Here is a 20,463-nt window from a genome sequence, read left to right on the forward strand (position 1 = left end):
AGCCTGCATCCGGAGCTCAGGGGGTCGTACGTGGCGCTGAACTCGAGCCTGCTGCAAGGCCAGTCCGGGGGCCCCTTCGCCTCGCAGTGGTGGCCGCAGAACAAGAACGGAATCGCGGATCGGTGGAACTCCGCGGTCAAGGACTACGGCGATCTGACGTCCGATCCAGACAACCTCTCGCCGGCCGAGAAGTACGATCTCCTGTTCTACGCGGGACAGGGCCGGTCGCTCGCTCCGCCCGCGGGCGCAATCGCGCTGGAGATGGGCCGAGCCGAGGGGCTGCGCGCTCCCCGGGCGACGCAGGTGGCGGGGCCGACGACCTACTGGGAGCTCAAGAACCACGGCCTGTATCAAGGGGTGACCCCGGAGTACTGGTGGGGGCACTGCAACGGCTGGGCGGCCTACGTCGTCGCCGAGGACGGCGGGCCGCCGCAGCACGACATCCGCGTGAAGCTCTCGGGCGGCAAGGTGACCACGTGCGCTTCGGTCGAGACGGGGTGCATCCTGTTCCGCACCGCCGACATCGAGGCGCTCATGACCGAGCTCTACCACAGCGACTCGGCCACGGTGTCCGGGCGGCGCTGCGAGACGCGGGAGGACCTCGTCCAGCGCGATCAGTACGGCAGGCCCGTCGATCCGGCGTGCCGCGACCTGAACCCCGGGACGATGCACATCGCCATGACCGGCCTCCTCGGGCTGGGCGCGAGCTCCATCAGCTCGCCGTCGAGCGCGCGGGCGCGGCGCGCGTTCGTCGTCGACTACACCTGGCACCGCGAGGTGTGGAGCTACCCGGTCACCTCGTTCGCCATCGACACGATGACGGAGGTGAGCGCGCAGGAGGCAGCGCGGCTCGTGTGTAACGGCGGGTTCCAGGGGGCGGATTGCTACAATTACCGGTTCAACCCGTACGCGAGGCGCTTCGTCCGCGTCAGCGGGCGCTACGGGATGGTCTCGGACGAGGTGAGCCCCGAGCAGCTCCTCCTGCCCCCCGCGCAGCGCAACATCCCGGTCCTGAACGTGGAGCTCCACTACGTGCTCGAGCTCGACGATCGGCTGGCGGTGCTCGGCGGCGAGTGGATCAAGAACCCCTCCCTGGTCAACGGCATCAACGGCAAGCAGCTGCACCCCGACTACCTCTGGCTCCCGGTGAGGGCGCAGGGCCCAGGGGAAGACGCCGACGATCTGGGCGGCTCCACGGACAACCCGTACATCGCGTACTCGCGCGCGAAGGCGCTGCTGAACCTGTCGCGCGCTGCCGTGACGGGGAGCAGGCCGTCGGAGTGACCCGGAGCGACCGCGCGTTGATGGCCTCGGTGACGAGGCGCTGACGGTCGCGGTGTCCGCGCGCCGACGGCCTCGGTGACGAGGCGCCGGCCGTCGCTTTGCCGGCGCCGCGCCGCCGCGCGCCGGTCTACGATGGCGCCGCCATGGTGCACCTGGACGAGACGTTCGCCGCGGCGCTCCGCCGCGCGGACGTGCGGTGGCTCGCCGAGCACGTCGAGCGCGTCGATGAAGCGCGCTGCAGCAAGGAGATGCTCCCCCGGCTCGTGAAGCACGAGGACGAGCGCGTGCGGTACCTCGGGCTCACGCGGATGGCCCAGGCCGCAGGGCGCGAGGGCAGCGCAGGGCGGCGAGAGCTCGCGGCGCTGCTCCCGCGCACGCTGGACAGGACGCCGGAGGTCGCGCTGCTCCTCGCCGGGCTTTACCGCGAGCTCTGGCCCTCCCTCCCGGATCAGCGCCTCCCGGCGTGGCGCGAGGCCTCGCTCCCCGCCGCCGTTCGCGTCGCGTGGCTCCGGACCGAGATCCTCACGCGGCCGGAGGCCGTCCGCGGCGAGCCCGCCGGCGAGCTCCTCTACCAGGCGCTCCACGCGCTCGATCCGGCCGAGATCCCCGCCCCCGAGGCGCTCCTCCCCGAGCTCGCGGCGCGCCGCGAGCCGGTCCTCGCGGCCGCGGCGCTCGACCTCACGCGGCGCAGCCTGCATGCGGCGCTGCTCGCGCCGGAGCAGGCGCGCGCGGTGCTCGCCGCGCTGCTCGACGCGCCGGCGCCCGCGATCGTCGCCGCCGCCCTGCGCGAGCTCGCCGAGCCCTGGGCCGTCCTCGCCGGCGGGCCGCTCCCGGGCGCGCGCCTGGGGCAGCTCCTCGGCGGCGCCCCCGAGGTGGCCGCGGCCGCGCTGGAGACGGCGGCGCGCCACGGCGAGGGCGCCGCGCTCCGCGCGTTCGTCTCGCGCGAGGACGCGCCGCCGCGGCTCCGGCAGCGGGCGCTCACGCTCCTCGGCGAGCACGCGACCCGCGAGGACATCGGCGCCATCCTGAACGTCGCTGCGGGCGATCCGCTGCTGCTCGGCCCGAGCGCGATCGCCTGCCTGCGTGCGCTGCACCGGCGCGGGCACTTCCCCGCCCCGGAGCACGCGGCGGCCCTGCTCGACCTCGCCCTCGCCGATCCCACGATCGCCGCGGAGGACGTCGCGGCGGTCGCCTTCACCTGCCGGCGCGCGCTCCTGTCGGCGCTCGCCGCGGCGCCGGGCAGCGACGCGAGCTGGCCGCGCCGCGCCGAGATCATCGTCGCCATGGCGCGGCAGGGCGCGGCGGATCTCCCGCTCGGCGAGGCGCTCGCCGAGAAGCTCCGCGACGCGCCGTCGCCCGCGCCCCTCCTGCGCGCGCTGGGCGCCCTGCGCCACGCGGCCGCGGAGGACGACGTGCTCGCCGCCCTGCCGCGCGCGCCCGCCGCGGCGCTGGAGGCGCTCGCCGCGCTCGGCGGCCCGCGCACGGCGGACGCGCTCCGGGCCGCGCTCGGCCAGGGCGACGCGGCGATCGTCCCCCACCTCCGCGGCGAGCGCCATCGGGCCGTAGCGCTGCTCTGGCACCTGACGGAGGATCCGGCGGAGCGGCGCGCGCTCGTCGCCCGCTTGAACCCACGGGACCTGCCGGCCGAGATCGCCGCCGACCTCGGCGCGCCCGAGGCGGCGGAGCTCGCCGTCCTCCAGCGCGCGGTGAAGCGGTGCACGCCCGCGGACGCGCTCAGGGCGCTCGCGCGCGCGGGCGACGCGAGCGCCCTCCCGGCGATCGCCGATCTGCTGCTCCGGATCGCGGCGGACCTCGCCGCGGCGTGGATCCCCGGCGGGCCAGCCGAGCCGCCCGATCGCGACCTCGACACGGGCCCCGCGCGAGCCGCGGAGCCGGCGATCCCGGACGATGTCGCGGAGGCGATCCGCGGCCTCGGGCGGCGGCTCCACCAGCGCCGGAAGATCCGGCCTGTCTGCCTCCTCGACGCCGCGAGCGATCGCGCCGCCGGCGACGCGCTGCTCGCGAGCCTGGCCCTGGAGCTCCTCGACCGACCCGGCGTGTCCGCGGGCGAGCGCGCGCTCCTCGTCGACCTGCTGCGGTCGGCGCGCGGTCAGGCCGCGCGCTCGCGCGTCCCGCGCCTGCTCCGCCACCGCGATCCCCACGTGCGCAAGCGCGTGATCGCGCTGCTCGCCGAGGACGGCGCCGAGGCGCTCTCGGCCAGCCTGACGCTCCTCACCGGCGCGGGCGACGTGCAGACGGCGCGGCAGGCGCTGCGCGCGCTCGGGGGCATGGGGGCGCGCTGGGCGTGCCCCGCCATCGCCGCGTGCCTGGATCACCCGAACATGAGCATCAAGAAGACGGCGGCCGAGGCGCTGGCGCGGGCGGGCGGGCCCGAGGCCGTGCCGAAGCTCGTCTTCTGGCTCGGCCGCCACGACAACCCGGGGCTGCGCGCGGCGCTCGAGGCCGCGCTGCGGTCGATCGTCGGGCCGGCCTGCGAGGCGACGATCCTCGCCGCCGCAGGGGCCGCGGAGGACGAGCGCGCCCGCGACCGGCTGCTCGACGCCCTGAGCGGCAAGCTGTCGGCGCAGGCGATCCGGAGCGGGCTCCGCCAGGGCTCGGCCGCGGCGGCGCGGCTGCTGGAGCGGGTGCTCGACGGCGAGATCGCCCTCGCCTCCGGGACCGCCGACGAGCTCGCCGTGGAGCTCGAGGCGCACGGCCTCCCCGCCCGCGAGCGAGCGCGCCCGGGCGCGGCGCCTCTCCCGGACGCCGCGGACGCGCTCGCTGCCGCGCTCGCCCGCGACGGTTGGGATGATGCGACGGCGCGGCGCCTGCTCGAGCGGCAGGCGGCGCTGACGCAGCGGTGGCTCGCCGCCCTGCGGAAGCTCACGCCGGAGTGGCTCCGCCTGGCAGCGGGCGAGCCGGCGCTGCGCGACGCGGCGCTCCGGCTGATCGCTCGCGTGTCCACCGCCCCGTGGTCGCCCGCCGAGGCGCGCCTGTTCGCCCGGCACGCCGCGGTGCTGCTCGATGGGCTCGCGGCGGCGGCCGATCTGCGCGACGGGCTGCTCCCGCTGCTCGAGGAGGCGGCGCCCGAGCTCCCGCGCGCCGAGGCGCTCGGCGTCGCGGCGCGCGTGCGCGGGCTCGCGCCGGCGCCGGGGGCGCGCCGTTCGCCGCTCGCGCTGCTGCGGCGGTGCGGGGCGATCCTCGGGCGCGCCGACGTCGATCAGGCGCTCGCGATGGCGCGCGCCGCCGCCGATCCGTGGACGACCGAGCCGGCGATCCTGCGCGAGGCGTTCGGGGCGACGGCCGAGGCGGGTGATGGCGAGGATCCCGAGGGCGCGGCCGCGTGGCGGGCTGCGCTCCGTGCCGCGGCGCAGGAGCCGGCAGCGCTCGCGGCGCTCCGGGCGGAGCCGCGCGGCGGCCTCGGATCGCGCGCGCAGCTCGCCGCGCTCACCGAGGTGTTCCCGGCCGCGGCCGAGGCGGCGCGGCCGGCGCTGCTCGACTGGATGGAGGCGCTCCAGCCGATCGGCGCGCCGCCCTGGACCCTCGCCGAGCAGGCGGCCGCGCCGCGCGGCGACGCGCGGGTGCCCCGGCCGTCCGATCTCGACCAGCCGCGCTCGGCCGCGCTCCGCGAGCGCCTCCTGTCGATGCTGGCCGCGCCCGCGCCCGAGCTCCGGAGCAAGGCCGCCGTCGCGCTCCTCGCGTGGCCGGAGCCCGACGCCCGCGCCGCCGCGCTGCAGGCCTACCTGCGCGGCGACATGGATGGCGTGGACCGCCCGGGGCTGCCCTCCCTGGCGCCCTCGCTGCTCGATCTCTCCGAGGGAGAGCTCCGGGGCGACCCGGCCGACGAGGCGCGCCGGGAGCGCGCGGCGCGCCTCGCGGACCTGCTGATGCCGCCGGAAGTGGAGCGCCTGTTCCCGCAGCTGCTCTCGTGGTGGGAGTCGGGCGCGCCGGCGACACGCGCCGCGGCGGCCCAGGCGATCCGCCGCGTCGCGCCCGACGCGCGGGCGGCTCGCCTTGTGGAGCGCCTCCGGCAGGGCGCGTGGGGCTACCTCGATCTGCTCGCGGGCGAGCGGCTGCTCCGGACGCCGGAGCTCGAGGCCGTGGTGGAGCGCCTCCGCGCCGAGGGGCGCGCCGATCTGGCAGGGCGGCTCTCCCTCGACGACGGCCCGCTCCGGCCGCCCGGAGGGGGACGCGCGGCCGAGGACGCGCGGGCGCTGGAGGCGCTGCGCGCGCGCCCTGACCCGCACGCGTCCGAGGCGAGCGGCCGAGGTCCGTCCCGGCACGAGCTCGTGCGGCTCGCGCGCGCAGGGGACGCGGAGCAGGCCCGCCGGGCGCTCTCGGCGCTGGCCGCGGCGCCCGACGGGGAGCTCGCGGCGCTGCTCGTGGAGCTACTCGGCGATCGGCGTCCGCGGGTGCGGCTCCACGCGCACCGGCTGCTCCGCGACGCGGTGGATCGCGCCGCCTACCTGCGCGCGACGTGCGCGCTCCTCTCGGATCCGCTGCCGGACGTGGTCCGCTCGGCGATCCGGATCCTCTGTTTTGCGCCGTGGCCGCCCGCGCTCCCCGCGATCGTGGGCCTGCTCCTGCACCCGCACGCGGTCGTCCGCCGCGCGGCCGCGGAGGGGCTCGGGCACGTGGGCGCCCCGGCGATCCCCGCGCTCAAGGACGCGCTAGGCCGCGCGCGTCCGGACCGGCGCGAGGTCTATACAGAGGTGATGAGGCGGATCGAAGGGCGGTGATCGAGCCGGCCGCCGCTCCTCAGTTCACGCGCGGCCCCGGCGCATCCCCGGGCGTCCCTCCCGGCCCGAGCTCCCCTGCCCCGGGCGCGGCCGGCGGCGACACCACGCCGCGGTCGGGCTCGCCGAGGACACACGCTTCCTTCCCCTCGACGACCCTGCAGCGGTAGTCGGCCGGACACTTCCCTCCGCACGGCTGCCGCACACACATCCCCGTCGCTGCGTCGCACGCCGTCCCGGTTGGACACGCCGCGTAACACGTGTCGTACACCGCGCGGTTTGCGACGGTCGACCCGGCCGCACCGGCGAGGGCGACCGCGGCGTCCGCATACCCGGTGCCGGTGACCCCGGCGCCAGAGGTCTCGTTTCGATGACCATCGCGACCGGGCGACGTCTGAACCGCCGTCGCACCGAGCAGGAACTCGGGCGGTCCGTGCCTCGGTTTCAAACATCCCGTCAGGATTCCAACCAAGCAGCAGGAGACCAGAAGGACGGTAATTCTCATAGAACCGAGATCCTCCATACACACCGAAACGATTCCACGACAATACAGGAGCGCACTCCGGTACCATCGACGCGATGCAGGGGAGGGATACGAGGTGAGTGAACCTGTGCACCTAACGCCGTGGCCCACACCACTCCGCTGGGAGGTACCGCCCAGGAGCTGGAGCGCCGGGAAAGCGTCGAGCCTGACCGTCACAGCAGGCGGCAAGACCGACCTGTTCCTCGATCCGGAGCGCACCCGGGGCGCCCTGAACGCGCCGCGCCTGCTCGGGACGCCGCACGGGGATTTCCTTGCCAGCGCGCGGGTGACGGTGGGCTTCTCGGCGGTGCGCGACGCCGGCGTGCTGCTCCTCTGGGCGCACGAGCGCTCGTGGGCGAAGCTCTGCTTCGAGCTCTCGCCGGAGGGCGCCCCGACGGTCGTCTCCGTGGTGACCCGCGGCCTGTCGGACGACCGCCGATCCTTCGAGGTCGACGCGGATCACGTCTGGCTGCGCGTCTCGCGGCTCGGGCGGGTGTGCGCGTTCCACGCCTCCACCGACGGGACGACATGGCACCTCGTCCGCAGCTTCTCGCTGGGCAGCACGGCGGAGCTCGCCGTCGGCTTCTCGGCCCAGTCGCCGGCAGGCGACGGCTGCACCGCGGTCTTCGACGACATCCGCTTCGCGCCGCGCCGGCTCGGCGACCTCCGCAGCGGAGACGCCGCGTACGGCGATGCCCTGGCGCGCGCCGGCCAGATGCCGCCGCTCACCGGGATCGCCTTGCCGCTCCCCCACGTGCTGTGAAGCGCGGGCCGCGCGATGGCGCGCGGCCTCTTCCGGCGCGCTCCCCCGCCGGCGCCCGTGATCGCGCACGATCCGGCGTGACGGCCGCCGTCTGGGACAGGCGAAGGCGCTCCCGGGTGTCCCTGGCACGTCGCGTCTTGTCCCTGACACGCCGGACCTCGTCCCTGGCCCGCCATACCTCGGCCCCCGGCCCGCCATGCCTCGGCCCGGACGGCGGTCTCCGTGTCGCTGGCGCCAACGCCGCAGGTCGCCAGGGCTCCGATCGTTGTCCCTGGCCAAGATCTCCCCCTCCATATCGTTCGACTCCGTGTCCCTGGCGGCGTTCTCCATGTCCTGTCGCCAGGCTCCGTGTCCCTGGCGACCCTATCCATCGTCGATGTCGCTCGTTTCCCTGTCACTCGCGGTGTTCTCCGTGCCCCTGTCGCACGATTTTGCCCCGAGCGCCGAGATGTCTCGATATCCGAAGTGAGGCCAGTGACCGTCGGGCGACAGCGAAGAAGCCGGCGAGACCGAGCAAGCGATCGTGAACGGCTTCGTGGCAGGGACGAGGCTCGATTGCACGATGTCGGGCCCCACCCCGACAGGGAGGCGGTGGGCATATCTGATCGTTGGCAAGGACCAGTCCACCTGTTACCGGACTCCGAACATCCATCGTATGGACCTGGCGTCGGAGACCGCCATCCACTGTCACAGCCTCGGCACGAGCATCGGATGTGACAACATCCAGGATCTCTGGATCCCATCCCATCAGGCGGTCGCGCGCGGCGGGAAAGCCCGGCCGAGCGTGACCGCCGGGTCGAGATCGAGGCGGCGCCGTGCTCGCGGGCTGTTTCCCTCGCTCGCCGGAGCCGGTACGCTCGGGATCGATGCTTGACGAGAACACCCCTCACGGGACGCCGGTCAGCGAGAGCGCGCGCCGGGTCGGCGCGCTGTTCCAGCCCTTCTCGCCGGGTTATGCGGACGACCCCGCGCTCGCCTTCTATCAGGCGGCCCACCGGGAGGCCCCGGTCGCTTACAGCGAGGCGTTCTCCGCCTACCTCGTCACGGGCCACGCCGAGCTCACGCAGGTGCTCCGCGAGCCGGTCCTGTTCTCTTCCGCGCACATCCTCGACCTGCCGCCGGATCTGCCGCCGGAGGTGATCGCCGAGCTCAAGCAGGGCGTCTACGAGATGCCGCCTGCGCTCTTCAACAACGACCCTCCCGGGCACACGCGCGCGCGGGCGCTGTTCTCCAAGGGGTTCACGCCGGCGAGGGTCGCCTCCCTCGAGCCGGCGATCGCCCGGGCCGCAAACGAGCTGGTGCGCGCCATGGACCTCGGCGGCGGACCGGTGGATCTGATGCAGGCGCTCGCCTTCCCGCTCCCCCTGCAGATGAGCGCCGCCCTCGTCGGGATACCGCTCGAGGACGCGCCCCTGCTCAGGGCCTGCCAGGACGAGCGGTTCACGCTCTACGATCCGACGGCCGACACGGCGCGAAAGGTGGAGGCGGCGCGGCGGTTCGTCTCCTACGAGCGCTACCTGGCCGCTCTCATCGAGCGGCGCCGCGCCGAGCCCGCCGACGACCTCATCACGGCCCTGATCGGCGCCCAGGTCGACGGCGAGGCGCCGCTGTCGGTCGACGAGATGATCTCCCATATCATCGTCCTGTTCTTCGCCGGCTACGAGACCGTCGCGAGCCTGATCGGCTCGCTCGTGCTCCGCCTGCTCGAGGCGCCCGCGCTCTGGGACGCCATCGGCGGCGACGCGGCGCTGCTCCAGGCGGCGATCGAGGAGACGCTCCGGATCGACGCGCCCGTGCAGATGGAGCCGCGGCGCGCGACGGCGCCCGCTGTCGTCGGCGGCGTCGAGATCCCCGCGGGCGCCACGGCGTTCGCCTTCTTCGGGGCGGCCAACCACGACCCCGCGGTCTTCCCGAGCCCGGAGCGGTTCGACGTGACCCGCCCCGTCGCCACCCCGCGCGGGCGGCACCTCGGCTTCGGCTGGGGGGTCCACACGTGCATCGGCGCTCCCCTCGCGCGCATCGAGGTGAGGTGCGCCGTGCAGGCGCTGCGCGCGGCGTTCCCCGGCCTGCGCCTCGCCGCCGCGGCGCGGCCCAGCTACGCGCCCAGCCTGTTCTTCCGCAAGCCAACGGCCGTGCCGGTGACGCTCGGCGCGGCGTGACCGCGTCCCGGGGATCAGGAAACATCCCGATCCCGGCCGAGGGACGGCACATGGCAGGAGGCAAAGCACCATGACCAGAGATCTTCGCGCGCGTATCATGCACATCGTGGGAGCCGGCATGTTCACCGGCCTGTCGCTGGCTGTCGGCTGCCTCGATGGCGCCGTGGAGGGCACGGAGTCAGGTACGGGCGCGGGCGGTCAGGGCGGCGCTGCGGGTCAGGGCGGCGCTGCGGGTCAGGGCGGCGCTGCGGGTCAGGGCGGCGCTGCGGGTCAGGGCGGCGCCGGCGGTCAGAGCAGCGTCCAGACGAGGTGCTTTTCGCCGGAAGAGATCCAGGCAAACGCCGGCGGCGGGGGCGACGGGGGCGGCGGGGCCGGCGGCGCGGGTGGGAGCGCAGAGGCCTGCCCGAGCGACTACCATCCGAACCCCGTATCCTGCGTGCGCTACGAGAACGGCCGGCTGGAGGACGGCCAGTGCTGCTACGACGTCGACGACCCGGGCATCGGCGCCTGCGGCCGCCCGTTCCTCGTGGGCGGCGAGCCGCGCCTGGCCGGCGTCGAGGCGCGCGCCGACTGGGTGCTCGATCCTGCGGCGGACGACCCGATCGCGCTCGATCCCGCGACGCGCGCCGCCCTGGCGGAGGCGTGGCTCGCCGACGCGCGCCTCGAGCACGCCTCGATCGCGTCCTTCGCGCGCTTCACGCTCGATCTGCTCGCCCTCGGCGCGCCGCCCGCCCTGATCGACGCTGCGCACCGCGCCCTGTCGGACGAGCTGCAGCACGCGAGGGCGTGCTTCACGCTCGCGAGCCGCTACGCCGGCCGGCCGCTCGGCCCGGGGGCGATGGCCATGGACGGCGCGCTCGGCGCGCCCACGCTCGCCGGCGCCGCGGCCAGCGCGGTGCGCGAGGGCTGCGTGGGCGAGACGCTCGCCGCCCTGCTGGCCAGCGCGCAGCGGGACCGCGCGCGCGACCCCGAGGCGCGCCGTACGCTCGACAGGATCGCGGCCGACGAGGCCGCTCACGCCGAGCTCGCGTGGGCGTTCGTGCGCTGGGCCGTGGCGCGCGGCGGCGAGCCGGTGCGCGCGGCCGTGGCGCGCGCGTTCGACGAGGCGCTCGCCGAGGCGCGCGGCGTGCACCTCGGCGAGCGCGCCGGGATCGACGCCGCCGCATGGCGCGACCACGGCCGGCTCACCGAGGCGGAGCGGGCGCGCTGCCACCTGGGCGCCGTGCGCGACGTGATCGCGCCGTGCGCAGAGGCGCTGTTGTCCGCGCCCCTCTCCGCTCCCTCGCCGGACGCCCGCCCCGGCGCCGCGGCGTCGCCCTCGTGAGAGGATCCAAGAGAGCATCCCTGCCCCTGCCCCTGTCCGCGTCGGTCGAAATCAGTCGATATCAGCCGGCGCCAGTGGACGTCAGTCGACGCCGGTCGACGTGGAGGCTCGCCGCCATGGCGCGCTCATGACCCAGCAGTTTCAAGCAGTTGTCGACAGATCGCGGCAGAAAAAAAACATCGCTGAGCGTGTCGATCTCGGGTCCGCCCGTTCGTCGTGACGGTAGAACCAGGGCGCATCCGGTCAGTGCCGTCCGGACCACCCGCTTCGAACCAGCTCGACCCAGGAGGAGACACGACATGCGATCCATGATCACCGCGGACCCGGCCACCAATGACGCGAGGACGACGCAGGGGCAGCCGGATCACGCGCCGCCTTCCGATCGCCGGACGAGGACACGCAGCGCGGTCGTGAGGCGCGTCTCGATGGCAGCGTGCCTGTTCATCGCCGCGTGCGGTGGCGCGGAGGACTCCGGCGATCCGGAGCCGACCGCGTGGAAGGACATGAGCTTCGAGCAGCGCGTCACGTACATGAACAGCGACGTCCTGCCGCGGATGAAGGAGGTGTTCGTGGCGTACGACCCGGCGTTCGAGACCATGGACTGCACGACGTGCCATGGCGCCGACGGGGCCACGCGCGCCTACGCCATGCCGAGCCCGGAGATCGCCGTGCTACCCGACACCGAGGAGGGGTTCCTCGAGTACGTGCAAGACCCGGAGCACCCCGAGCGCGCGGAGTGGAGCACCTTCATGTTCGAGAAGGTCGTGCCCGAGATGGCCAGCCTGCTCCAGCGCGTCCAGTACGACCCCACGACCGGCAATGGCGACTTCTCGTGCAACAACTGCCACACGCTGGGGTCGGTCAAGCCGTGAGGCCGTCCGAGGCAGGGACGAGCGGCGTGGACCTCGGCCCCCTCGCGCCCGTCGGCGCAACCCCGCTCTCCGGTCCGCGTCCTCTGGGATTGGCGCCTTCGGGCTGATTTCGTCGCATCCAGCGCCCTGATCCGTCAATCCAATCTCGATCGGGTCATCCCGCCCGGCCAGAGCGCCCTGCCGCTGCCGGGCCGAAAACCACAGCAGCGCCTCGGGCCCCCATGCTCGACGGCGAAAGCTCGATCGCCGGGGGGCCCGGCCCTGTATATCTCCGTCCAGAGGAGGTCTCCCATGTCCGACCCGAACGAGATCGCAGAGTGCAACGCGCAGTTCCTGGCCGCCTGGATCCACTTCAGCCGCTGCCTCCCCGGCCACCGGATCGAGCAGACGGACGGCGTCTCCGCCATCCTCTCGGGCACGGGCATGGCTCTGCTCAACATCGCCACGCTCTCCTCGCCGGCCGGCAACCGCACGGATCTGGAGCGCCGCGCGCGCATCGGCGCCGAGCTCGCCCGGACCGGCGGCGTTCCGTGGTTCTTCGCGCTGTCCGACAGCTGGGCGCCCGGCGGTGACGCGGACGCGAGCGCCGAGCTCCTGGCCGGGCTCGGCTTCCAGCCTGCGGTGTCGATCATGGGCATGGTGGCCGAGGCGCTCCCCACCCCGCGGCGGGAGATCGCCGGCCTGGAGCTCAGGCGCGTGGGCGACGCCGAGACGCGCGCCGCGGTCGCCGATCTCAACTCCACCGCTTACAGCCTCCCGCTCCCCATCGGGCGCGCCGCCCTGGCCCACGAGGCGTTGTGGGACGACCGGGCGTTCGGGCGGGTCGGCTACGTGGGCGACCAGCCGGTCTGCTGCGCGGCGACGTTCATGGTGGAGGGGATCCGGTACGTGGGCTTCGTCGCCACCGCAGCCGAGCACCGGCGCAAAGGCTACGCCGAGGCGGTGATGCGCTGCTGTCTCGACGACGCGCTGAGCGCCACCGGCGCCCAGCGGACCGTCCTCCACGCGACGGACCTGGGGCGGCCCGTGTACGAAGCGATGGGCTACCACGCGGTCACGCGCTTTGTCTTCTACACGCCGCCGCCGGACTACCTGCCGCCGCCGCAGGCCTGATCCCGCGCGCCCCGCCTACCACCCGCACGTCTTGCCGCGGTTCTGCTGGTCGAGCCAGTCCTTGAGCGGCCCGAAGTAGTCGAGCATCGCCCCCGCGTCCATTCGCCGCGATCCCGTCACCACCTCGAGCGCATCCGGCCAAGGGCGGCTCCGCCCCATCTCCAGCATCCGCCGGAGGCGCTCGCCGGCCTTCTCGCTGCCGTAGATCGTGCAGCGGTGGAGCGGCCCCTTGTACCCCGCTGCCTCGCAGAGCGCGCGGTGGAACTGGAACTGGAGGATATGGGCGAAGAAGTACCGGATGTACGGGACGCTCGCCGCCACATGGTACTTCGCGCCAGGATCGAAGTCCGACTCGGAGCGGGGCACCGGCGGCACGACCCCCTGGTACCTCTTCCGGAGCTCCCAATAGGCCTCGTTGTATCCCGCCGGCTGGATGTCCCCCGCGAACACCCCCCACCGCCACCGGTCGACCGCGACGGCGAACGGCAGGAAGGCGATCTTGCCGAGGGCCTCGCGGAGGAGGAGCGAGAGGTCGCTGGAGGCGGGGGGCAGCTGGTCCACGAGCCCGATCCGCTGGAGGTACTCTGGACTGACCGAGAGCCCGATCGTGTCGCCGATGGCCTCGTGAAACGCGGGGTTGGGGCTGTCGCGGTACAGGAGCGGCAGGTGATTGTACGCCCGCTGGTAGAAGTTGTGGCCGAGCTCGTGGTGGATCGTCTGGAAGTCGCCGGCCGTGATCTCGATGCACATCTTGATGCGCAGATCCTCCTCGTCGTCAATGTTCCACGCGCTCGCGTGGCAGACGACGTCGCGATCCGCCGGCTTGACGAAGAGCGACCGCTCCCAGAAGGTGGCCGGGAGCGGCTCGAAGCCGAGCGAGACGAAGAAGCGCTCGCCCGTCTTCACCATCTCGATCGGCGTGTACCCCTTCGCCTGCAGCGCCGCGTCGAGATCGTAGATCGGCGCGGCGCCCTCGGGCTCCATGAGATCGTAGACGTTGCTCCAGTCCTGCGCCCACATGTTGCCGAGCAGATCCGCTCGTATCGGGCCCGCGCCGGGGACGACGTCCTCGCCGTACTTCGCGGCGAGCCGGCCCCGCGCGTAGCAGTGGAGCGCGTCGTAGAGCGGCTTGACCTGCCCCCAGAGGCGATCGACCTCCCGCGACAGCACGCCGGGCCGCATCTCGAATTTCGAGCGCCATGCGTCGCCAGTGTCCTTGAACCCGAGCTCGCGGGCGCCCTCGTTCGCCAGCTGGACGAGCCGCGTGAAATCGCCGCGCATGGGGACAGAGACCGTGTGCCAGCCGACCCACGCCCGCTTCAGCTCCTCGGGGTCGCGGCTCGTCGCGAGGATCCTGCTCAGCTGCTCGAGATCGAGGCACTGGCCGCTCGCCGGGCAGTACTTGCCCGCTCCGTACATCGCCTCCAGCCTCGACGCGATGGTCGCGACCTCCTTCGTCTTCGCGGGATCGGCGGGTGCGTAGAGCGTGAGGGACGTTCGCAGGAGCTCGAGCCGGCGGCGGACGTCATAGGGCAGATCGAGGGCGAGGTAGCGAGCGGCCCGCTTCGCGTAATCGGCCTGCACCCCGAGCAGCTTCGCGCTCGCCGCGGCCGAGAGGATCTCGGTGTCGACGGTGATGTACGTAGCGGCCACCCACGCCGCGCGGTTGTTGTAGGTGCTGAGTTCGTGCAGCTCCGCCTCGGCCGCATCGATGAACCGGGCGGCCTCCTCCACCGCCGGGTCGGTGGGCTTCGGCGCCACGGGCGACGTGGGCGGGGCGGGATCGGAGCAGGCCGCCGTGAGCGCGAGCATGCTGCAGGGCAAGGCGACGACGAACATCGGAATGCGCACCATTTCTCGCCGCTCCTCGATCGCGGACAGCTCCGGCGTAAAACCGTCCCTCCACCCCGGACGCGCAGAGGGCGCGGGGTGCGCTTCGGCGCCGCGATCCTGGTGGGGCTCCTAAGGCCGCTCGCCGGCTCCAGCAATCCTCTCGGGCGCGCCGCGGCGAGGGCCAAGAGGCGGCAAAGTCCGCTCGATCCAGGTCATCGCGCCAGCCTGGAGGTGGCCCCTCGCCGCGAGATCGCTCAAGATCGGCCGGAGATGGGCAACCGCCCACGGAAGGGAGGAAACGAGCATGGCCGTCCAGCTCAATCACACCATCGTCCCGGCGCGTGACAAGCGGACATCCGCCGCCTTTTTGGCCGAGATCCTGGGCCTATCGGCGCCGGTGCCGTTCGGGCACTTCTTGACGGTACGGCTCGACAACGACGTCACGCTCGACTTCATCGACACCCCTGGCGAGATCCGCTCCCAGCACCTCGCCTTCCTGGTCAGCGAGGCCGAGTTCGACGAGATCTTCGGTCGAATCCGTGAACGCCAGATCCAGTACTGGGCCGATCCCAGGGCGCAGCACCCCGGGGAGATCAACCACCATGACGGCGGGCGCGGCGTGTACTTCCCCGATCCCGACGGGCACTTCCTCGAGATCCTCACCCGCCCTTACGGCAGCGGCGGCGGATGAGGGCAAGGCGACGAGCTGCGCCTTCTGGGCGAGCTCGCGCATCCGCGCGCGATCCTGCTCGTCGAAGGCGAGCAGCGGGATCGAGCGGGCAGCTTTGGGGAGAGATCATCCCGCTCCGGGCGGATGATGGGGCCGAAGATGGGCGTCTCCTTCCCGGCGCCGGCTCGCGGCGGCTGCATGGAGGGACGGCGGCACACCCCCGGTCTTCGTGGGGATCCGCCGGGTCGCGCGACGCCTGGCCACGGGCTGCCGCCGCGTGAGGTCGCGCGCGGCGCGCGTGGTATCGCGCTCGGCGCGCGTGGTATCGCGCTCGCCATTTCCTCCCGCGCGTTTCCTGTCTAGCGTTGCGTCGATGCTTCGCACCTCCACCTTCCTCGTCACCCTCGCCATCGCCGGCTGCGGCGGCGCCCCGAAGCCGCCGCCGGAGCCCCCGCAACCCGCGCCGATCGCGGCCGAACCCGAGCCGGAGCCCGAGCCGCCGCTCGACGACGCGCCGATGCTCGACGTGATCGCCGCGCAGCCGACCGAGATCCTGCTGGACGGCAAGCCCATCGGGACGACGCCGATCTCGGGGCGCAAGGTCGCGCCCGGGTCGCACGAGGTGACGTTCGTGGACCCGGAGCGCGGCAACCGGACCATGATGGTGACGCTCGAGCCCGGCGACGCGAAGACGGTCCAGTCGAACCCGCCACCTTCCCTCGTGGAGGCGAGCGGCGGCGCGACGGGCGACAAGCAGGGCGAGAAAAAGTAGCGCCAGGCATCCCGCGAGGAACGGAGGCGTGCAAAGCTGCGCCGGCTTGACAAGGAGGTCTCCGTGACGAGTTTATTTGAGCCCTTTCGCTTGAAGGACGTGACGCTGCGCAACCGCGTGGTCGTCTCTCCCATGTGCCAGTACTCCTCCAGGAACGGGTACGCGACCGACTGGCACCTCGTTCATCTGGGTTCGATGGCGAGGGGCGGAGTCGGCCTGGCGATCGCCGAGGCGACGGCGGTATCCCCGGAAGGCCGAATCAGCCCCGGAGACGCCGGTCTGTGGGAGGACGGGCAGATCGAGCCTCTCCAGCGGATCGTCGCGTTCGTCAAGGAGCAGGGCGCGGTCGCGGGGATCCAGCTCGCGCACGCGGGGAGGAAGGCGAGCGCCAACCGGCCCTGGGAGGGCGACGATCACCTCACGCAGGACGAGGGCGCATGGGAGACGCTGGCGCCCTCGGCGAAGGCGTTCGGAGCGAACCTCCCCAAGGTGCCGAGGGAGATGTCGAAGGCCGACATCGAGCGCGTGAAGGGCGATTTCGTCGCCGCCGCGCGGCGGGCACGCGAGGCGGGCTATCAGTGGCTCGAGCTGCACTTCGCGCACGGCTATCTGGCGCACAGCTTCTACTCGCCGCTCGCCAATGCGCGCACCGACGAGTACGGGGGGTCGTTCGACAACCGGATCCGCTTCCTGGTCGAGACGTTCGAGGCGGTGCGAAACGTCTGGCCGGAGCGCTTGCCGCTGACGATCCGCCTCTCGATCACGGACTGGGTGGACGGCGGCGTCACGGTCGAGGAGTCGATCGAGCTGACGAGGCGGCTCAAGGCCTCCGGCCTCGATCTCCTCGACGCGAGCCACGGGTTCGCCGTGCCCGATCTCTCGAAGATCCCCTGGGGCCCTGGCTTCTTGCTCCCGCACGCCGGGCGCATCCGGAAGGAAGCGGAGCTGCCGGTCGCCGCGGGGTGGTTCATCAACGAGCCCGAGCAGGCCGAGGCAGCCTTGAAGGAGGGCCAGGCGGACCTCATCGTGCTGGCGCACGCCCTCCTTGACGACCCGCACTGGGCCTATCACGCGGCCAAGAAGCTCGGAGTGGAGCAGCCGTTCCGCGTCCTCCCGCCGCCCTACGGGCACTGGCTCAAGCGCTGAACAGGGGACGCTGGCCGTCCCCTCGTCCGCAGCTATCTTCGACCGATGGGGGATCGATGGAGCACCTCCGACACGCCGCTGACCGCGTTGATGCTCGGGTCCCAGGAGCGTCACTGGACGACGAGCGAGCTCGATACGGTGCGCATCGACCCTCCAGGGCTCTTCGATTCGTGGTCTGTCCTCGGGGTGAGCCAGTGGTTCTGGCAGTACCAGCGCCGCAACCTGATCCTCTTCGAGCGAGGAGAGCGCCGATACGTCTACGTTCCCGCGCGGCGGGCCCTCGCGTGGGCCGTGCCGGAAGGCGTCATGCCCCCGGACGCCCTCGAGGAGCGGGCGCGCGAGGGGGCCGAGCACACGGGGCCAGCGGAGCGGATGCGCCTCGAGCACCTGCGCGGCTGCGCGCTCGACAGCGCCCCTTTCGGGGCCGGATGGGCGGCGCTCGTCCAGCGCGTGCGCGGAGAGGCGCCGCCGCAGCCAGGCGACATCGATCTCGCGACGCTCGTACACCGGGATCTGTGGAGGGCCGCCGACGCCGCGCGCCTCGATCCCCCGGCAGGCGCGTTCGGCGTGCTGGACATCCTCGCCGTGTTCAAGGGGCTCGGCAGCCACGAATTCACGCTCCCGCGCGTGCTCTTCGGCGCAGAAGCCGAGCAGCTCGTCGAGGAGCGCCTCGGCGGCCGCGCACCGGGGCACGTCCGAGACGAGCTGCAGCGCGGAGCACCTGCTGCACGGCGGGGCGACGGCCCGCGGCGACTGGCGGCTGTCGTGGAGCGGCATCACGCGCTCGATGGTTGCGTCGGCGGCCATGAAGCGGAGCTCGCGCTGGTCTGCCTGGAGCTGTCCGCGAGCGGGTGGGTGTACGAGCGCGAGGTGCTCTGGGCCGACGCGGAGGAAGGCGAGCCGATGAGCTGAGCTTCACGAGGATCCGCGGACCTGCGGCGGCACGCGCTGCCCGCGGCGGCACCGCGATCGCCAGCTCGGCGGCGCTCCAGCCGTTCCCTCGCCTGTCGCCAGCCATCGGTCGCCGCGCTAAGGTGCGTGCCATGGGCGACGCCGCCGCCAGCCGACGCATGAGCGCCGCCGAGTACCTGGCGTGGGAGCGCGAGCAGCCCGCGAAGCACGAGTACCACCTCGGCGAGGTCTTCGCGATGGCCGGCGGCAGCCCGCGGCACAACTTCCTGTCGACCGCCGCGGGCGCAGAGCTCCGCGCGGCCGTGCGCGGCAAGGGGTGCCACGTGCTCTCGTCCGATCAACGGATCTCGGCCAAGCAGGGAGAGCGCTACGTTTACGCGGATGCCGTCGTCGTGTGCGGCGGCGTGCAGACCGAGCCAGGCACCGGCGACGTCCTCTCGAACCCAACTGCCATCGTGGAGGTGCTCTCGCGCAGCACCGAGGCCTTCGATCGGGGCGAGAAGTGGGAGGGGTACCAGCGCCTCCCCTGCCTGACGGACTACCTTCTCGTCTCACCATGGCACGTGCGTATCGAGCACTATCGACGCGAGGGGGACGGCTCCTGGCGGTATCGCGTGCTCGAGCGTGGCGACACGATCTCCCTGGCGAACGGCGCGCAGGTCTCGGTCGATGCCATCTACGACGGAGCCTTCGAGCTAGAAGCCGACTGACCTCGCAGAGTTTCACCGCGGGCGGCCGGATGTGGCAGCATGGGGCCGGAGGAGACCCCACCTTGCGCCTCGGGATCGATTTCGGAACCACACGGACCGTGGTCGCGTGCTGCGATCGCGGGAACTACCCTGTCGTCAGCTTCCAGGACGCGGCGGGGGACACCGTGGATTTCTACCCCTCCGTGGCCGCCGAGCGGCGGGGGGAGCTCCGGTTCGGCTTCGACGCCCTCGCGGTCGCCTCGGACCCCGAGTGGACGGTGCTCCGGTCGTTCAAGCGCGTGCTCTCCGGCCCGCGCGCGTCGCCCGACGTCGAGGTCGAGATCGGCGGGACGAAGCTCCGGGTGCTCGATCTCTTGACCCTGTTCCTGCGGTCGCTCCGCGACGCCGTGCTGAACCGGTCGAACCGGCCCAAGAAAGACGACGACGGGCGCCTCATCTCGGTCGTGGCGACCCCGGCCAACGCGCACGGGTCGCAGCGGTTCGTGACGCTCGACGCGTTCCGCCGCGCCGGCTTCGAGGTCATCGCGCTCCTGAACGAGCCGTCGGCCGCCGGCTTCGAGTACACGCACCGCCACCGCAGCACCATCACGTCGAAGCGCGAGCACATCGTCGTCTACGACCTCGGCGGCGGGACGTTCGACGCGTCGCTCGTCCACATGACCGGGCGCAGCCACGACGCCGTGACGACCGCGGGCCTGAACCACCTCGGCGGCGACGACTTCGACGCCGCGCTGGCCTCGATGGCGCTCGACGCCGGCAAGATCGAGCGCGAGGGCCTGCCGGCGCGCGCGCTCGCGGCGCTCGCGGACCAGTGCCGCGAGGCGAAGGAGCGGCTCAACCCGAACTCCCGGCGCATCGTGATCGACCTGGAGGCCTGCCTGGGCGACCTCTCGCCCGCCCGCGAGGTGACGATCGCGACCTCCGACTACTACGACCGGTGCGTGCCCCTCGTGGAGTCGACCATCGCGGCGATGCAGCCGGTGATCGCGCGCCTCGACGCCGGCGCGGGCGAGGCGCTCGCCGACATCGCGGGGATCTACGTGGTCGGCGGCGCGAGCTCGCTGCCCGTCGTCGCGCGGACGCTGCGCGAGCGCTTCGGGCGCCGCGTCCATCGCTCCCCCTACCCCTCGGCGGCGATCGCGATCGGCCTGGCCATCGCCGTCGACGAGGACGCGGGCTTCGAGCTCTCCGACCGTCTCTCGCGCCACTTCGGGGTGTTCCGGGAGGGCAGCGGCGGGGACGAGGTGGTCTTCGACCCGATCTTCGACCGGGAGGCGCGCATCCCGTCGAGCCACGAGGCGCCGGTGGTCTCGCGGCGCGTGTACCGGGCGGCGCACAACGTCGGCCGCTACCGGTTCGTCGAGTGCGCGGCGCTCGACCGGCTCGGCGTGCCCCACGGCGACATCACGGCGTTCAACGAGGTCGTGTTCCCCTTCGACAGGCGGCTCCGCGATCGCGCGGCCGAGCTCGGCGGGGTGACCGTCGAGCGCATGGGCAGCGAGGGGCCGCTGATCGAGGAGCAGTACGCGATCACCTCGCACGGGATCGTCGAGGTGACGATCACCGACGTGGAGGCAGGGTACCGGCGCGTCTACCAGGTCGGGGCGTGAGGGCGCGCTGGTACCGGGTTGCTCGCGATCGCCCAT

15 protein-coding genes (1 of these 15 running past the window's edge) are annotated in these 20,463 nt (G+C 73.2%); 13 read left to right on the forward strand and 2 right to left on the reverse strand.

Annotation, left to right across the window (positions count from 1 at the left end):
• On the forward strand, positions 1-1,284 hold the 3' portion of the coding sequence (locus WMF14_RS22345) for a hypothetical protein (protein ID WP_437803490.1). The gene continues 177 nt to the left of window position 1, outside the view; the window shows 1,284 of its 1,461 coding nt (coding positions 178-1,461); its start codon lies off the left edge, out of view; it ends in the stop codon at positions 1,282-1,284.
• Between the two features lie 143 nt (positions 1,285-1,427).
• Complete coding sequence (locus WMF14_RS22350; RefSeq protein WP_437803491.1) at positions 1,428-6,023, forward strand: HEAT repeat domain-containing protein; 4,596 nt, start codon at positions 1,428-1,430, stop codon at positions 6,021-6,023.
• A gap of 19 nt (positions 6,024-6,042) precedes the next feature.
• Here WMF14_RS22350 and WMF14_RS22355 read toward each other — a convergent pair whose 3' ends face one another.
• Entirely contained in the window at positions 6,043-6,468 is a 426-nt protein-coding gene (locus tag WMF14_RS22355; RefSeq protein ID WP_272099884.1) for a hypothetical protein, read from the reverse strand.
• A 151-nt stretch (positions 6,469-6,619) separates the two neighbouring features.
• Here WMF14_RS22355 and WMF14_RS22360 point away from each other — a divergent pair, with 151 nt between their 5' ends.
• The 5 genes from WMF14_RS22360 (at position 6,620) to WMF14_RS22380 (ending at position 12,774) form a co-directional block, all read left to right on the forward strand.
• The gene (locus tag WMF14_RS22360) at positions 6,620-7,306 is read left to right on the forward strand and encodes a DUF1349 domain-containing protein (protein WP_437803492.1); all 687 of its coding nucleotides are present in this window, start codon (positions 6,620-6,622) and stop codon (positions 7,304-7,306) included.
• 866 nt (positions 7,307-8,172) lie between these two features.
• Positions 8,173-9,465 carry a cytochrome P450 gene (locus WMF14_RS22365; protein ID WP_272099888.1) on the forward strand — a complete coding sequence of 431 codons (1,293 nt, stop codon included), beginning with the start codon at positions 8,173-8,175 and terminating at the stop codon, positions 9,463-9,465.
• 70 nt (positions 9,466-9,535) lie between these two features.
• A complete protein-coding gene (locus WMF14_RS22370; RefSeq protein ID WP_437803493.1) occupies positions 9,536-10,789 on the forward strand; it encodes a ferritin-like domain-containing protein in 1,254 nt (417 codons plus the stop codon).
• 299 nt (positions 10,790-11,088) lie between these two features.
• Positions 11,089-11,661, forward strand: coding sequence for a hypothetical protein (locus WMF14_RS22375; RefSeq protein ID WP_437803494.1), 573 nt, complete (start codon positions 11,089-11,091; stop codon positions 11,659-11,661).
• A gap of 291 nt (positions 11,662-11,952) precedes the next feature.
• Positions 11,953-12,774 carry a GNAT family N-acetyltransferase gene (locus WMF14_RS22380; RefSeq protein ID WP_437803495.1) on the forward strand — a complete coding sequence of 274 codons (822 nt, stop codon included), beginning with the start codon at positions 11,953-11,955 and terminating at the stop codon, positions 12,772-12,774.
• Positions 12,775-12,789: 15 nt separating this feature from the next.
• Here the strand turns inward: WMF14_RS22380 and WMF14_RS22385 are convergent, their stop codons facing one another.
• Entirely contained in the window at positions 12,790-14,628 is a 1,839-nt protein-coding gene (locus tag WMF14_RS22385) for a M2 family metallopeptidase (protein ID WP_272099896.1), read from the reverse strand.
• A gap of 283 nt (positions 14,629-14,911) precedes the next feature.
• Here WMF14_RS22385 and WMF14_RS22390 point away from each other — a divergent pair, with 283 nt between their 5' ends.
• The 6 genes from WMF14_RS22390 (at position 14,912) to WMF14_RS22415 (ending at position 20,427) form a co-directional block, all read left to right on the forward strand.
• Positions 14,912-15,298 carry a VOC family protein gene (locus WMF14_RS22390; protein WP_272099898.1) on the forward strand — a complete coding sequence of 129 codons (387 nt, stop codon included), beginning with the start codon at positions 14,912-14,914 and terminating at the stop codon, positions 15,296-15,298.
• 352 nt (positions 15,299-15,650) lie between these two features.
• The gene (locus WMF14_RS22395; RefSeq protein WP_437803496.1) at positions 15,651-16,049 is read left to right on the forward strand and encodes a PEGA domain-containing protein; all 399 of its coding nucleotides are present in this window, start codon (positions 15,651-15,653) and stop codon (positions 16,047-16,049) included.
• Between the two features lie 63 nt (positions 16,050-16,112).
• On the forward strand, positions 16,113-17,195 hold the full coding sequence (locus tag WMF14_RS22400) for an NADH:flavin oxidoreductase/NADH oxidase (RefSeq protein ID WP_437803497.1): 1,083 nt from the start codon (positions 16,113-16,115) through the stop codon (positions 17,193-17,195).
• Between the two features lie 45 nt (positions 17,196-17,240).
• Complete coding sequence (locus WMF14_RS22405; RefSeq protein ID WP_437803498.1) at positions 17,241-18,107, forward strand: hypothetical protein; 867 nt, start codon at positions 17,241-17,243, stop codon at positions 18,105-18,107.
• A gap of 131 nt (positions 18,108-18,238) precedes the next feature.
• Positions 18,239-18,817, forward strand: a complete 579-nt coding sequence (locus WMF14_RS22410; RefSeq protein ID WP_437803500.1) for a Uma2 family endonuclease — start codon at positions 18,239-18,241, stop codon at positions 18,815-18,817.
• A gap of 62 nt (positions 18,818-18,879) precedes the next feature.
• Entirely contained in the window at positions 18,880-20,427 is a 1,548-nt protein-coding gene (locus tag WMF14_RS22415) for an Hsp70 family protein (protein ID WP_437803501.1), read from the forward strand.
• The last annotated feature ends 36 nt before the right edge of the window (positions 20,428-20,463 follow it).

This window comes from Sorangium sp. So ce693 (assembly GCF_051521375.1).
Lineage (GTDB): Bacteria > Myxococcota_A > Polyangia > Polyangiales > Polyangiaceae > Sorangium > Sorangium atrum.

Coding starts and splice junctions, on each gene's coding strand:
- WMF14_RS22385 (WP_272099896.1), bottom strand. CDS start 14,628: ATGGTGCGCATTCCGATGTTCGTCGTCGCCTTGCCCTGCAGCATGCTC.
- WMF14_RS22410 (WP_437803500.1), top strand. CDS start 18,239: ATGGGCGACGCCGCCGCCAGCCGACGCATGAGCGCCGCCGAGTACCTG.
- WMF14_RS22390 (WP_272099898.1), top strand. CDS start 14,912: ATGGCCGTCCAGCTCAATCACACCATCGTCCCGGCGCGTGACAAGCGG.
- WMF14_RS22405 (WP_437803498.1), top strand. CDS start 17,241: ATGGGGGATCGATGGAGCACCTCCGACACGCCGCTGACCGCGTTGATG.
- WMF14_RS22375 (WP_437803494.1), top strand. CDS start 11,089: ATGCGATCCATGATCACCGCGGACCCGGCCACCAATGACGCGAGGACG.
- WMF14_RS22350 (WP_437803491.1), top strand. CDS start 1,428: ATGGTGCACCTGGACGAGACGTTCGCCGCGGCGCTCCGCCGCGCGGAC.
- WMF14_RS22365 (WP_272099888.1), top strand. CDS start 8,173: ATGCTTGACGAGAACACCCCTCACGGGACGCCGGTCAGCGAGAGCGCG.
- WMF14_RS22395 (WP_437803496.1), top strand. CDS start 15,651: ATGCTTCGCACCTCCACCTTCCTCGTCACCCTCGCCATCGCCGGCTGC.
- WMF14_RS22380 (WP_437803495.1), top strand. CDS start 11,953: ATGTCCGACCCGAACGAGATCGCAGAGTGCAACGCGCAGTTCCTGGCC.
- WMF14_RS22370 (WP_437803493.1), top strand. CDS start 9,536: ATGACCAGAGATCTTCGCGCGCGTATCATGCACATCGTGGGAGCCGGC.